The 14,411-nt window shown below is 72.2% G+C and carries 10 protein-coding genes and 1 pseudogene; 5 read left to right on the top strand and 6 right to left on the bottom strand.

All coding sequences use genetic code 11. The features are described 5' to 3' along the window. Positions 1-124 precede the first annotated feature (124 nt). The 4 genes from ACFW2Y_RS28760 to ACFW2Y_RS28745 are packed head-to-tail and all read right to left on the bottom strand — an operon-like array spanning position 125 to position 5,243. Positions 125-1,051: an LD-carboxypeptidase gene (locus tag ACFW2Y_RS28760; RefSeq protein ID WP_384885030.1), complete on the bottom strand. Its 927-nt coding sequence runs from the start codon at positions 1,049-1,051 to the stop codon at positions 125-127. Positions 1,052-1,056: 5 nt separating this feature from the next. Further along, positions 1,057-3,054: a prolyl oligopeptidase family serine peptidase gene (locus tag ACFW2Y_RS28755; protein WP_384885029.1), complete on the bottom strand. Its 1,998-nt coding sequence runs from the start codon at positions 3,052-3,054 to the stop codon at positions 1,057-1,059. Between the two features lie 28 nt (positions 3,055-3,082). Next, positions 3,083-4,417 (bottom strand): M20/M25/M40 family metallo-hydrolase, encoded by a 1,335-nt coding sequence (locus tag ACFW2Y_RS28750; protein WP_384885026.1) that lies wholly within the window; start codon positions 4,415-4,417, stop codon positions 3,083-3,085. Then, on the bottom strand, positions 4,410-5,243 hold the full coding sequence (locus ACFW2Y_RS28745; RefSeq protein WP_384885024.1) for a M55 family metallopeptidase: 834 nt from the start codon (positions 5,241-5,243) through the stop codon (positions 4,410-4,412). Before ACFW2Y_RS28745 ends, ACFW2Y_RS28750 begins: the two co-directional genes overlap by 8 nt. Before the next feature lie 311 nt (positions 5,244-5,554). Here ACFW2Y_RS28745 and ACFW2Y_RS28740 point away from each other — a divergent pair, with 311 nt between their 5' ends. Further along, on the top strand, positions 5,555-6,688 hold the full coding sequence (locus ACFW2Y_RS28740) for a hypothetical protein (protein ID WP_384885028.1): 1,134 nt from the start codon (positions 5,555-5,557) through the stop codon (positions 6,686-6,688). A 467-nt stretch (positions 6,689-7,155) separates the two neighbouring features. Here the strand turns inward: ACFW2Y_RS28740 and ACFW2Y_RS28735 are convergent, their stop codons facing one another. Beyond that, positions 7,156-7,599, bottom strand: coding sequence for an SRPBCC family protein (locus ACFW2Y_RS28735; protein ID WP_351190252.1), 444 nt, complete (start codon positions 7,597-7,599; stop codon positions 7,156-7,158). Between the two features lie 146 nt (positions 7,600-7,745). Here ACFW2Y_RS28735 and ACFW2Y_RS28730 point away from each other — a divergent pair, with 146 nt between their 5' ends. Together ACFW2Y_RS28730 and ACFW2Y_RS28725 are read left to right on the top strand one after the other, a co-directional pair. After that, positions 7,746-8,822, top strand: coding sequence for an Rv2578c family radical SAM protein (locus ACFW2Y_RS28730; RefSeq protein ID WP_384885022.1), 1,077 nt, complete (start codon positions 7,746-7,748; stop codon positions 8,820-8,822). Between the two features lie 82 nt (positions 8,823-8,904). Continuing rightward, complete coding sequence (locus ACFW2Y_RS28725; protein ID WP_384885021.1) at positions 8,905-10,527, top strand: alpha/beta hydrolase; 1,623 nt, start codon at positions 8,905-8,907, stop codon at positions 10,525-10,527. A 52-nt stretch (positions 10,528-10,579) separates the two neighbouring features. On the opposite strand, the gene ACFW2Y_RS28720 is transcribed toward ACFW2Y_RS28725, so the two are convergent. Then, on the bottom strand, positions 10,580-11,182 hold the full coding sequence (locus ACFW2Y_RS28720) for a HEAT repeat domain-containing protein (protein ID WP_384885019.1): 603 nt from the start codon (positions 11,180-11,182) through the stop codon (positions 10,580-10,582). A 298-nt stretch (positions 11,183-11,480) separates the two neighbouring features. Between ACFW2Y_RS28720 and ACFW2Y_RS28715 the strand changes: the two genes are divergently transcribed. Next, positions 11,481-13,262 carry a 3-hydroxyacyl-CoA dehydrogenase family protein gene (locus ACFW2Y_RS28715; protein WP_384885018.1) on the top strand — a complete coding sequence of 594 codons (1,782 nt, stop codon included), beginning with the start codon at positions 11,481-11,483 and terminating at the stop codon, positions 13,260-13,262. 115 nt (positions 13,263-13,377) lie between these two features. Next, a pseudogene (locus ACFW2Y_RS28710) lies at positions 13,378-14,238 on the top strand (TetR family transcriptional regulator); the annotation flags it as partial. Between the last annotated feature and the right edge of the window lie 173 nt (positions 14,239-14,411).

The following is a 14,411-nucleotide window of genomic DNA, read 5'->3' as shown; positions in this document are numbered from 1 at the left end:
GACAGCCTCCCGCTCCGGGCGTGCCGGGCCCCGTGCCGTCCCGCAACACCGGTCGCTCGGGGCGCACGGAAACGACGCGCCGGCGCCCGGTCCGGTGTCGCCCGCCCCGGTGTCGCGCGGTCCGTCAGCGCAGGCCCGGCACCTCCAGGGTGAGTCTGCCCGTGTTCGCGTCGAGTGCGGCGGGCACGCCGAGCGGCACGGTGAGCGCGGCCGTGCCGTGTCCGAAGCCCAACTCCTCCACGACCGGTACCCCCAGGTCGCCGAGGCGGTCGACGAGCACCGCCCGTACCTGCTCGTAGGGGCCGCACTCCGCCCAGGAACCGAGGGCGATGCCCGCCACTCCGTCGAACCATCCGGAGCGCAGCAGCTGGGTGAGGATGCGGTCGAGGCGGTACGGCTCCTCCCCCACGTCCTCAAGGAGCAGCAGCCCGCCCCGTGCCGAGCGCCGCCCGTGCGGGGTGGCGCGGTCAGAGGCGAGGAGGCTGGCGCAACCGCCGAGCGTCACCCCCCGGGCGCGGCCAGGCACCAGGGCCCGTGCCGTCTCCAGGCCGAGCGTCCGGACCGCATCGGGCTCGAAGAGGGCGGCCCGCAACGACTCCTGGGCCCGCGCGTCCGACGGGAACCCGGCAGCGGCAACCATCGGTCCGTGCAGGGTGGCGAAGCCCGCACGGAGGGCGAAGGCCTCGTGCAGGACGGTCACGTCGCTGTAGCCGACGAAGGCTTTGGGCCCGGTCGCCCGCACCGCCGCCCAGTCCACCAGGTCCACCATCCGCTGGGCCCCGAATCCGCCGCGGGCGCAGAACACGGCGGAGATCGAGGGGTCGCACCAGGCCTCGGTCAGGTCGCGGGCGCGCAACCGGTCGGCACCCGCGAGGTGGCCGAGTGCGGGATGCACCTCCAGGACGTGCGGGGCGACGACCGGTTCCAGGTCCCACCCGCGCAGGACGTCGAGTCCGGCCGTGAGGCGCTCCTCGGACACGGGCCCGCTGGGAGCGACGACCGCGACCCGTGCCCCGGGGCCGAGCCGCTCGGCCCGGGCCAGGGAATCCATCCGGGTCACGTGCGGTACTCCAGGTCGACCGTGTCGGTGCGCACGATGCCGAAGGCCCTGGTGTACAGCGCGAGCTCCGCCTCCAGGGACCGGGTCATCGTGTCGGCTCGACGGAAGCCGTGCCCCTCCCCCTCGAAGGCGATGTAGGCGTGCGGGACGCCCGTGCCGGCGGTCCGGGCGAGGAAGCGCTCCGCCTGTGCGGGCGGACAGATGACGTCGTCGAGGCCCTGGAGCAACAGGAACGGGGCCGTGATGCGGTCGACGTGCTCGATCGGAGAACGTTCCTTGTAACGGGCGGGCACCTGGTCGAACGGTCCGACCAATCCGTGGAGGTACTGGGACTCGAAGTCGTGGGTCTCGCCGGTGGCCCAGCCCCGCAGGTCCAGGATGGGGTAGATAATCGTGCCGCAGGCGTACGCGTCGGTGCGGGTGAGGGAGGAGGCCGCCGTCCAACCTCCCGCGCTGCCACCGCGCACCGCGATGCGTGCGGGGTCGGCGGTGCCTTCGGCGGCGAGCGTCGCCGCAACGGCCGCACAGTCCTCGACGTCGACGACTCCCCACTGCCCGCACAGGCGCTCCCGGTACTCCCGGCCGTATCCGGTCGAGCCGCCGTAATTGACCTCGGCGACGCCGATGCCCCGGGAGGTGAAGTACGCGATCTCCAGGTCGAGAACGAGCGGGGCGCGGCCGGTGGGACCGCCGTGCGCCCAGATCACGTACGGCGGTAGCTCGCCCCGGGGCCCGGTGAACTCCGGGTGCCGGGGCGGGTACAGCTGTGCGTGGACCTCCCGGCCGTCGGGACCGGTGAAGGTTCGGATCCTGGGCTCGGGGAGGTACGCGGGGTCGACCGCATCGGCGTGCGCCGCGCCGACCACGCGGCTGCGACCGGTGCGGGTGTCGAGTTCGACGAGTTCGTAGGAACTCTGCGGTCCGGCGGCGAGGCCGACCACGCGGGTGCCGTGCGCCGCGAGGGTGGACGCCCATTCGGTCTTGGGACCGGGGGCGTCGACGAGGGCGCGGCGCTCCGGGTCGAGGATGCCCAGACGAGTGGTCCCCCGGCCGTGCACGACGGCGATCAGGCCGTTCTCCAAGGGTGTGAACCAGCGGAGGCCGATCTTCCAGAGCGGTCCCCCGAACTCCTCGGCGCGGGGGCAGAGCGCTTGCGGTCCGGCGGCGTTGCCGTCGTCGTCGAGCTCTGCGCGGTAGAGGTTCCACCATCCGGTGAGGTCGCTGACGAACAACAACCGACCGGCGGCGTCCCAGTCGACCTGAGCGATCGACTCGGTGGTTCCGCCGACGACGGTGCGGGCTCCGCGGAAGGTGCCGTCGGGGGCCACCTCGGCGAGCTGCACTTCGGTGCCGTCCCAGGGCATGCGGGGGTGGTCCCAGGCGATCCAGGCCACCCGTCGCCCGTCCGGGGAGGGCCGGGGGCCCGTCACGAACCGGTGGCGTCCGTCCGAGAGTTCACGGACGGCACCGCGGTCCTCGGCGGCCGACCCGTCGAGCGGCACCGCGGCGAGGACCCGACGCACGTCGGTCGGGGTGGGGCCGGTGAACTCCTCCAGGACGCACCACACCTCGTCCCGATCCGGACGGATCACCGGGTCCGCCCAGCGCAATCCGCCGCCGACCGCGGAAACCGGGGTGAGCGGACGCGGCTCGGCGCCGGGAACGGCATCGGGTTCGTACGCGTAGAGCCGCTGGTCGGGGAAGTGACTGAACACCACGAGCGGCCCGCCCGTGGGACGGGTGACCGCGGCCCAGGGCTGCCCGCCGTACTCGATCACCCGGCTGCGGACGTTCCAGGGGGCGACGAGGAGGCTCTCCTCGGTTCCGTCGGCACGCCGCCGGAGGAGGGCGCGCCGGCCGCCTTCGGCGGATCGGGGTGCGGTCCACCACAGCTCGTCGCCGACGGCACCGAGGTACTCGGGGCGCCCGTCGTTGGCGGCAACGAGCTCGGCATCGACGGGTGACGGCCAACTGCCGTACGCGCCTGGGGTCATGGTCATGTCGGCTCCCCCTGTCATGGGTCTAGGCGGACTTCAGATAGTGGTCGAGGACCCGGACGCCGAAGTGCAGGGCGTCCACGGGGACGCGCTCGTCGACGCCGTGGAAGAGCGCTCCGTAGTCGAGGCCGGGGGGAAGCCTCAGCGGCGAGAAGCCGTAGCCGGTGATGCCGAGCCGGGAAAACTGCTTGGCGTCGGTGCCACCGGACATGGTGAACGGCACGACGTGTCCGGCGGGTTCGAAGCGCTCCACGGCAGCCCTGAGCTTCGCGAAGGTCGGCGAGTCGACCGGGGCCTCGAGGGGCACCTCTCGGTGGTGGAACTCCCATTCCACGTCGGGCCCGGTGAGCAGGTCCATGGTGGTGGCGAACTCCTCCTCCCCACCCGGCACCACGCGTCCGTCGACATAGGCGACGGCTTGTCCCGGAATGACGTTCACCTTGTAACCGGCTTTCAGCATCGTCGGGTTGGCGCTGCTGCGGACGGTCGACTCGACGAGAGCGGCGGCGGGCCCCAGTCGGTCGAGGAGGAAGTCGACGTCGAGGTCGGGGGCGCTCGTGTCGATGTCGATGCCGTACAAGGCGGCGAGTTCGATGAGGGAGGCGCGGACCGTGCTGGTGAGGCGGACCGGCCAGGTGTGTGCGCCGATCCGGGCGACGGCGGCGGCCAGGCGGGTGACGGCGTTGGACGTGTTCGCCTTGGAGCCGTGGCCGGCCCGGCCATGGGCGGTGAGTTTGAGCCAGGCGGTACCCCGCTCACCCGCCGCGATCGGGTAGAGGGTGGTGCCGGCCTGCGGGTGGAAGCTGAACGCACCCGACTCGCTGATGCCCTCCGTGCACCCCTCGAAGAGGGTCGGGTGCCGGTCGGCGAGGAAGCCGGAGCCGTCCTCGGCACTGGCCTCCTCGTCGGCGGTGTAGGCGAGGACGATGTCACGGCGCGGGCGGATTCCCTGCCGGGCCCAGGAGCGGACCACCGCCAGGACCATCGCGTCCATGTTCTTCATGTCGACGGCGCCGCGCCCCCACACGACCCCGTCACGGACCTCGCCGGAGAAGGGCGGCACGGTCCACTCGGCAGGATCCGCGGGCACCACGTCCAGGTGGCCGTGGACCAGGAGCGCTTCGGCCGAGGGGTCGGTGCCGGGAATGCGTGCCACGACGTTGGTGCGGCCGGGAGTGCGCTCCAGGAGCAGGGGGTCGATGCCGGCGCCGGCGAGGCGTTCGGCCACGTACTCGGCCGCCGGTCGTTCCCGGCAGTCACCGCCACCCCGGTTGGTGGTGTCGATGCGGATCAGCTCGGAGGTGAAGGTGACCACCTCGTCGAGCGCCGCCGCGTCCGGTTCCCGGACCTCCTCAACCATACTGTTCCTCCACCGCGGCCGAGACGATGGTCGTGACCGCCTTGAACGTGCGGATTGCCTCGTACATCGTCCCGCTGTCGTACGCGACGCGACGTTCACCGCTCCGCGCCACGCCGGGAACCACCGTGGCGGCGGCACCCAGGTGCTCGGCGTCGAACTCCAGCTCCACGGTGAACGGACCGCCCCGGACCGGAGCTCGCCGTACGGCGAGCGCGGTGGCGGCCTTCGCCGCGGCACGGATGTCCGCGGCCGTTCTCGCCGGGGTGCGGCAGACCGCCGCGTACCGCGAGACGTGGTCCTTGACCGCGACCTTGAGCGCCTCCGGCGCATAGCCGAGGGCGTCCTCGCAGGTGAGGTCGTCCCCGGTGACGAGCACCACGGGCACGCCGTACTCGGCGACCACACGAGCGTTGAGGAGCCCCTCGCTCGCCCGCTCACCGTCCAGCCAGACCCCGGTGATGGAGTTGGCGAGGTACGTGTGCGCGAGGACGCCCTCGGTCCCGGCGCCGGTGTGGTACCCGACGAAGGCGATGCCGTCGACGTCCCCGTGCTGCACGCCCTCGACCATCGAGAGGGACTTGTGCCGCCCGGTGAGCATCTGGGCGCGCTCGTCGAGCTGCTCCAGGAGCAGGTTCCGCATGGACCAGTGCGCCTCGTTGATGAGGACCTCGTCGGCGCCGCCGTCGAAGAAGCCGAGCACCGCGGCGTTCACGTCGGACGTGAACATCGCGCGGCACCGCTCCCACTGGGGCGTGCCGGGCAGCACGTCGGCGGGCCAGGTCACACCGGTTGCGCCCTCCATGTCGGCGCTGATGAGGATCTTCATGCTTGGCACCGTACGCGCCGCCGAGTCGCCCTACCAGCCCTGTGGATAACCGTCGTTGGGATGGACCGCCGATGCCCTCCGGACGGCGGTACGGATCACCCCGGCGGTTCCGGAGGCCCCGGCCCGCCGATCTTCGAATCGGGCGAAAATTCCCCAAGAGGTGCGTATAGGCTATCGGCCGCAGTCGTCGTCCCCCAGCATCCGGAGAGCCCTCGGTGACCACCGCCTTCCCCCCTTCCGCGCCCGCCACCGCCGAGGCCCCTCCGGTCACCGGGCCCGGGCACGCCGCTCCCGAGCACGCCGGGCCCGTGATGGCGGAGGAGCCGGAGTTCTGGGTGCCGGCGGCGCCCGAGTCCGAGGCGGCACCGGGGGCTTCCGCACCCCGGAGCACGCCCGGCGCCCCGGGGAACGCGGACCGCGCCGAGGGCACGGACGGCCCCGGTGCGGAACACGACCCCGTCGTCGTCCGTGACGCCCGGGACTTCGGCGCGTACGCGCGAACCGGTGGCTGGACCTTCGCGCTGAAGGTGGCCCGGAGCGTCCGGCCCGGCGGACAGCCCGCCGAGGGGACGGCCCGGACGAAGGTCTCGGCGAAGGCCTTCGCCGAACTCTCCGGCTGCTCGCCGGAGCGGGTGATGCGGTACTACCGGGCCTGGGACGCGGCGGCCGACGACGGTCTCGTCCCCCAGTTCGAGGTGCTGGCCCCGGGCGAGGACGTCGAACTGCCCGACGCGGACGTCTGGCTCTCGTACTACGCCTCCCGCAACGGTGCCGCTTCCGTGCGCGGCCAGGCGATCAGCGCCGCCGCGGAAGCAGAGGGCATCAGACCGACGAAGGCCCTGGAGGTCGCGGAGAACCCGACGGCGCTGCGGGCGGCGATCCTCGCCGACCCCGGCACGGCGGAGGCTGCCCGCGGGGCGCTGCTCGACCGGATGAAGGAGGATCCGTCCCTCCAGACCGAGATGGCCCGGGCCTTCGCCCGCACCGACGGCCTGAAGAAGGCGGTGGCGAGCGAGGCCAGGGCCGCCGACCGCATCGGGTACGTCCGACAGATCGTGGAGAACGGCCAGATCAAGACGCCCGCCGGGCAAACCGTGGCGGCGCCGGCCGAACTGCGCGCCGAGGCCGAACGGCACCTGTCCCTCCTCGACGAACTGGACGACTCGGAGGAGGCGGGCGAGTGGGCCGGCGAGGCCTACGACGCGGTGAAGGGCCTGGTGGCCAAGGTGGTCGAAGAAGATCCGGCACTGCGCGTCCAGGAGCGGCGGACCAGGTTCTACAACAGCCTGCAGAAGGCGACGAAGGTGTTCGAGGAATTGACCTTGGACGAGGTGCTGGAGGAGGACACCTACGAGGACGACATGCTCCAGCGTCTCGAAGCCCTCCAGGAGGCGATCGGCAGCTGCATCAGCGCGCTGCGGAGGGCCACGACGGCCTCCTCTTGAGGTCGCCCGTCGTCGGTTCTGCCGGCCGGGCCGGAGGTCACGCCCGGCGCGGCCCCCACCGGCGGCCGGCAGGACCGTGGCGATGATCGCCCGCTCCGGGGCGACCAGGGGCAGCGAGGCCGCGAGGCCGCGGAAGTCCAGCCGGACGGGGTGGGGGTGGGGTCCACGGGGTCCGACCCGGGCGGTGGTGCGGATCAGCGGACGGAACGGGATCCCGCACCTCCTCCGGCGCCCTTCGCGCTCGCACCCCCGTGCCGCTCCCCTCGCCGCGCCGCCCTTCGCATTGCGCACGAAGGGGGCAAGTCGGCCGGTACGGGGGCTGGTTGCGCAGCACCGTCGAACGGTCCGACGGGGCGGCGCACTTGACTCGCCCATCAGCGCATCCGCGAGCGGGCCGCGCCCCGGTACGCGGGAACTCCGGTACGGGGGCGCGGGCGATCCACTCGAATCGGTGAACGCTCCGGGCGTTACTTCTCGACCTCGTCCGCCAACTTGGCGAGAAGGGCGTCGTAGATGCGCCCCAGCCCCTTGGGCGCGAAGGTCTTCTCGAAGAAGCCCCCGATGCCGCCGGCCCCGTTCCAGACGGTGGTGACGACGGCCCGGGACTTGCCCTCGCCGGCGGGGGTGACCGTCCAGGTGGTGACCATCGAGGAGTTGCGGTCCTTCTCGACGAGCTGTCCGTCGGTGGGCTCGGTGACCTCCAGGAGGCAGTCGCGGACGCGCTTGCTGGTGGCCTGGAGCTTCCAGTGGACGAGCGTGCCCTCGCCGTCACCGCCCTCGCGCACCTCGTACTCGCTGAAGTGCTCGGGGAGCACCTTCGCGCGCGTGCCGCTGTAGTCGGCCAGCGCGTCGAACACCGTCTCCGCGTCCGCGGCGATGATCCGTTCCGTGGTGGCCTCGACCTGCGCCATTGACTTCCTCCAGCTTGTGGTTCCTCGGGGTGTGGCCCAAGCGAACCACGTGCGTCCCGGGGGGCGAAATCCGGGTTGCAGCGATCAATGGAACAGATGTTCTATTCTGAATGACGGGCAGACGCGAACCACCGAGGAGGGCGTCCATGCGCCGGGACCATCTGGGCGACACCCCTGCCGACCCCGCCGGCATCACCCCGTTCGCCGCGGAAGCGGTCACCACCCGCACCTTCGACGCTCCGGAGTTCCGGGGGATCACCTTCCACGAGGTCCGGGCCCGCTCGATCCTCAGCCGGGTGCCGGGCGCTTCCCGCATGCCGTTCGAATGGACGGCGAACCCGTACCAAGGCTGCGCGCACGCGTGCGTGTACTGTTTCGCCCGCAGGACCCACGGTCACGTGGACCTCGACACCGGACGCGACTTCGATTCCCAGATCGTCGTCAAGACCAACGCCCCGGAGGTGCTCGCCCGCCAGCTCGCCTCCGCCCGCTGGCAGGGAGCGCACATCGCCGTGGGCACCAACGTCGACTGCTACCAGCGCGCCGAGGGGCGGTACCGGCTGATGCCCGGCATCCTCACCGCCCTGCGCGACCGGGCCAATCCCTTCTCGATCCTCACGAAGGGCACCCTGGTCCTGCGCGACCTGGAGCTCCTGGTCCAGGCCGCCCGGGTCACCGAGGTCGGCATCTCCGTGTCGATCGGATTCACCGACCGGGACCTCTGGCGGACGGTCGAGCCGGGCGCCCCCTCGCCGCAGCGGCGCCTCGATGTCGTCCGCGCCCTCGGCGAGCACGGGATCGCCTGCGGGGTCCTGATGGCTCCCGTGGTGCCCTTCCTCGGCGACCGTCCCGAGCAGCTGCGGGCGACGGTCCGCGCGATCGCCGAGGCCGGGGCGAGCTCGGTCACCCCGCTCGTGCTGCACCTTCGGCCGGGCGCCCGCGAGTGGTTCACGGCCTGGCTGCGGAACCACCATCCGGACCTGGTGCCGCAGTACGAGCGGATGTACGCGGACGGGGCGTACGCACCGATCCGGTACCAGCGCCGGATCACCCGCCAGGTGCACGACCTCGCTGCCGAGTTCGGCATCGGTCCCGGGCGACGGAACGGCACGCGTCGGAGCCCCCTGCCCGGATCCCCTTCCCCGGCGACCACAACCGAGCGGTCCAGCCCGCCCCGGCACCCCCTCCACACATTCCCCCGATCATCAGATCGGAGCATCTGACACGCCGTCGACTCCCCCTCCGTTCGGGTCAACTCTCGCCGAAACGGGTCCTCTCCGCCCCGGTTCGGGACACAAAGGCCCCATGACCCCACGCGCAGGAATGCTGATCGCCGCTGGAGCGCTGGTCGCCGGGACGGTCACCGTCCTGCCCGCCGCCCCCGCCGACGCAGGCGAACCGAGCCCCCGACCGCTCCCCCGGCTCACCTGGACCGACTGCGGCACCAAGACCTACCCCCGGCTCCAGTGCGGCACCCTGAAGGTGCCGCTCAACCACGACGACCCGGCCGGCCGGCTGATCACGCTCGCCCTCACCCGGGTCCCGCACACCTCGAAGACCTTCCAGGGGCCACTGCTCGTGAACCCGGGCGGGCCCGGGGGCAGCGGCCGGAGCATGGCCGGCTACGTGGCGGCCTCACTGCCCCCGAAGGTGGCCGCCACGTACGACGTGATCGGCTTCGATCCCCGTGGGGTGGGAAAAAGCGAGCCCGCCCTGGACTGCGCACCCGGCCACTTCGCCCCCGTGCGGGCGGACTCGGTGCCGACCGGAGCGGCGGCGGAGCGCGCGGCGGTCGCGCGGGCACAGGCCTTCGCGAAGGCCTGCGGCGACAAGTACGGGGACGTGTTGCCGTACATCGACACCGTGAGCACCGCCCGGGACCTGGACGCGATCCGCGACGCGCTCGACGCCCCGAAGATCAACTACCTCGGCTACTCGTACGGCACGTACCTGGGCTCCGTGTACGCACGCCTGTACCCGGACCGGGTCCGCCGGATGGCGCTCGACTCCGTCGTCAATCCGCACGGCGTCTGGTACGAGGACAACATCGCGCAGGACTTCGCCTTCGACGACCGCCACAAGGACTTCATGGCCTGGGTGGCCCGACAGGACGCCGTCTACGGCCTGGGCACCGACCCGGCGGCCGTCGAGGCCGCCTGGTACCGGATGCGCGACGCGCTGCGCACGACGCCGGCCGGCGGGAAGGTCGGCCCCGGCGAGCTGGAGGACACCTTCCTGCCGGGCGGTTACTACGACGGCTACTGGCCCCGCCTCGCGACCGCCTTCGCCGCGTACGTCAACGACGACGACCCGGCGCCGCTGACGGAGGCGTACGAGCGGTACGGAGAGGCCGACTCCGCCACCGACAACGGCTACTCGGTGTACACCAGCGTGCTGTGCCGGGACGCGGCCTGGCCCCGCGACTGGAACGTGTGGCGCAAGGACAACTGGGACGTGCACGCGAAGGCACCGTTCTCCACCTGGAACAACGCCTGGTACAACGCGCCCTGTGCCTTCTGGCCGGTCGACCCCCTGAGCCCGCCGGACGTCACCAATGACCAGCTGCCCCCCGTCCTCATCCTCCAGGCGACGAACGACGCGGCGACGCCGTACGAGGGCGGGGTGGCCCTGCACCGGCTGATGCGCGGTTCCAGCCTGGTCGTCGAAGAGGGCGGCGGGAACCACGGGGTCACCCTGGCCGGGAACGACTGCCTGGACGACCACCTGGCCGCCTACCTCGCCACCGGTGAGGTCCCGCGCGGCGGGGACGCGACCGAGGTGGACGCGGTCTGCGCCGCGCTGCCGGAGCCGGAGCCCGTGCCCCCGGCGCGGGCGACGGTTCCGGAGGCCACGGCCGACCGGGTCGGCTCCTCGCGACCGGAGGGGTTCGGCACGACCCTCCACGGCCTCCTCGGCCACGTGCGCTGACTCCTCCCCTCGCCCCACGGGCGCCCGCCCCGCGCGAACGGGGCGGGCGCCGTCAGCGGTCGGGGGCCAGGCGGGCGAGTGAGCGTCGGGCGGCGACACCGAGCCTGGGGTGCGGCAGTGCGGCTTCCAAGGCGGTGCGGGCACGGGGGTCGCCGAGCGAGCCGAGGCCCTCGACACAGGCGAGACCGACCCGCCAATGGGGGTCGGCGGCCGGAAGTCGCCTCTTCAGAACGGTGATCAGCGCGGGCACGGACTCGGGGGCGCGGAGTTCGACGAGCAGCCGGACCGGCAGCAGGGCGTAGGAGACCCGGAGTTCATTGGTGGCGAGGGCGGCAGCGGCGCGGGCGGTACGGGGGTCACCGAGTCGCACCAGGGCGTGGGCGGCGGTGACGCAGCGCTCCGGGTCGCGGTGGTTGAGCAGCAGGACCAGGGGCTCGAAGGCGCGGGGGTCGCCGGCGACCCCGAGGGAGTAGGCGGCGATCTCACGGACCCAGAGCGGCTGCCCGGTGGCGGTGAGGGCGCGGTGCAGTTCTTCCGGATCGTTCGTTCCCACGAGTTCTTCGAATGCCGTCGGGACTTCTCCGACGCCCTTCTCGATCTCGTCCCGCAATCGATCGATCATCGAGCAGAATTCTGGATCCGCGGCGTTATCCATGAATCCGAGCCTATCCGCGATCCAGATCACACTTTCCCAACTTCCCGGGACTGGCGCGCTCGTTACCGGCCGGTTAGTCTCAGGTGAGCGGGCACCACCCGCACTTCTCACAACGGCCTGGTGACGCAGCCGTTGTGTTTGCTCGTCGGTTCGGCAGTTTCGACGTGACTCCGGGACAGGGTCCGTCTTCCTCTTTCCAGGGCACGGCCCTCTTTTCTCCGGGCATCGCCCTCGTGCTTTCCCGCGCCTTTCGTGCGCGCACTGCCCTCAGTCGTCACCCTTCCTCTGGAGTCCCCTGATGGACACCCCTCTCTCCACCATCGCCGTCGTCGGTCTCGGCACGATGGGCACCGGCATCGCCGACGTCCTCGCCCGAGCCGGCCGCGAGGTCATCGGCATCGACACCAGCGACATCGCCGCGACCCGGGCCGTCGCCGCCCTGGAGGCCTCCACCGCCCGTGCGGTGGCCCGCGAGCGGATCACCGAGGAGGAGCGGCAGGACACGCTGGCCCGCTTCCGTACCTTCTCCGACCTTCAGGCGGCGGCCGAGGCCGACCTCGTGATCGAGGTCGTGCCCGAGTCCTACGAGGCGAAGCAGGAGGTCTTCCGCGCGCTCGACGGGATCGTCCGGCCGGACGCGATCCTGGCCACCGGCACCAACGCGCTCTCCGTGACCCGGCTCGCCGCCGACTCGGCGCACCCCGAGCGGGTGCTCGGTCTGCACTTCTTCGCCCCGGTGCAGGCCATGAAGCTGGTCGAGGTGGTCTCGTCGGTGCTGACCGACCCGCGGGCCGTCGACGCCGTGACCCGGCTCGCCCAGGACCTCGGCAAGGAGCCGGTGGCGGTCGGTGACCGTGCGGGCTTCATCGCCGACGGGCTGCTCTTCGGCTACCTGAACCAGGCCGCCGCCATGTACGAGGCCAAGTACGCCTCCCGCGAGGACATCGACGCGGCGATGAAGCTGGGCTGCGGTCTGCCGATGGGCCCGCTGGCGCTGCTGGACCTGATCGGCATCGACACCGCCCGTACGGTCCTGGAGGCCATGTACGCGGCCTCGCACGACCGGCTGCACGCCCCGGCCCCGATCCTCAAGCAGCTCAGCGAGGCCGGCCTGACGGGCCGCAAGACGGGCCGCGGCTTCTACACGTACGAGGCGCCGGGCTCCGCCGAGGTGGTGCGCGACGCGCTGACCCCGCTCGCCTCGGCCGGGGCCGGAGCGGGCCGCGAGGTCCGCTCGGTGGGCGTCGCCGGTTCGGGCACCATGGCGTCCGGGATCGCCGAGGTCTTCGCCAAGGCCGGGTACGCGGTCGTGCTCGCCGCGCGCTCCCAGGAGAAGGCGGACACCGCCAAGGCCCGGATCGCCAAGTCCCTGGCCCGCTCGGTCGACAAGGGCCGGATGACGGGCGAGGCCCGCGACGAGACGCTGGCCCTGATCACTCCTGCGGGGTCGCTCGACGCGTTCGCCGAGGTGGACCTGGCCGTCGAGGCCGTCGCCGAGGACCTGGAGGTCAAGCAGGAGCTGTTCGCACGGCTCGACAAGATCTGCAGGCCGGGCGCGGTGCTGGCCACCACGACCTCCTCGCTGCCGGTGATCGCCTGCGCCCGTGCCACCACGCGTCCGCAGGACGTCATCGGCATGCACTTCTTCAACCCGGCGCCGGCGATGAAGCTGGTCGAGATCGTCCGGACGGTGCTGACCGGGGACGACGTCCACGCCACCGTCCGCGAGGTCACCGCGAAGATCCGCAAGCACCCGGTGGACTGCGGCGACCGGGCCGGCTTCATCGTGAACGCGCTGCTCTTCCCGTACCTGAACAACGCCGTCAAGATGGTCCAGGAGCACTACGCGACCCTGGACGACATCGACGCGGCCATGAAGCTCGGCGGCGGCTACCCGATGGGGCCGTTCGAGCTGCTCGACGTGGTCGGCCTGGACGTGTCGCTCGCGATCGAGCAGGTGCTGCACCGCGAGTTCCGTGACCCGGGCCTCGCCCCGGCACCGCTCCTGGAACACCTGGTGGCGGCGGGGTGCCTGGGCCGCAAGACGGGGCGCGGCTTCCGCGAATATGCCCGACGCTGAGTCCCGCAACGCCGGCTGGGGCGGTCTGCTGAGTCCCCCGGGCGCCACCGGTGCCCCGGGGGCCTCCCCGCCCCCACCTGGGCACACTCCCGGTCCGATGCAGTACGTTCGGACCATGCCCAAGGCCGCGAAGACACCCCGTGCCACGTCCCCGTCCGACGCTCCGGAGAGCGCGGCGGGCACTCGTGCCGCCGCTCAGCGGCTCAAGATGCGCCGGGAACTCGCCTCCGCCGCGATGGAGCTCTTCGCGACCAAGGGGTACGAAGCCACGACCGTGGACGAGATCGCGGCCACGGCCGGGGTCGCCCGGCGGACCTTCTTCCGGCACTTCCGGTCCAAGGAAGAGGCGATCTTCCCCGATCACGACGACACCCTCGTGCGGGCGGAGGCGGTGCTGAACGCCGCGCCGCCGCACGAGCACCCGCTCGACACCGTGTGCCGGGGCATCAAGGAAGTCATGAAGATGTACGCGGGGTCCCCCGCGGTCTCCGTGGAGCGCTACCGGCTCACCCGTGAGGTCCCCACCCTGCGGGAGCGGGAGATCGCCTCGGTGGCCCGCTACGAGCGGCTCTTCACCCGCTACCTCCTCGGGCACTTCGACGAGCGGGACCACCACGACGGCAACGACGACCCGCTGCTCGCCGAGGTGGCGGCGTCGGCCGTCGTCACCGCGCACAACCACGTGCTGCGCCGTTGGCTGCGGGCGGGCGGCCAGGGCGACGTGGAGGCGCAGCTCGACCACGCCTTCGCCATCGTCCGGGAGACCTTCGGCACGGGCATAGGCGCGGGACGCCCCTCCCCCGCCCCTTCGGCGCCGGGCGCCCAGAGCGTTCCGAGCGGGTCGCAGACTCCTTCCCCGGCCGAAGCGGGGCCCGCCGTCCACGCTTCCGCGACGGGTGACGTGGTGGTCGCCGTGGCGCGCACGGACGCTCCGCTCGACGAGGTCATGCGCACGATCCAAGAGGCCCTGAAGCAGGCTGTTGTGGCTGAGCGACGGACGCTGCGATACGACGCTTTCATCACGTACGCGCATGTGGATAAGCCCATTGCCGACGTCGTCGCACGCGGCCTCCAAGTCTTCGGTAAGGCGTGGTACCAGTCGCGGGCTCTGCGCGTATTCCGGGACACCACGTCGTTGGCGGCCTCGAC

This window comes from Streptomyces sp. NPDC058877 (assembly GCF_042742855.1).
Lineage (GTDB): Bacteria > Actinomycetota > Actinomycetes > Streptomycetales > Streptomycetaceae > Streptomyces.
The sequence above is the reverse complement of the archived record's forward strand: the minus strand, read 5'-3'. Positions and strand labels throughout refer to the sequence as shown.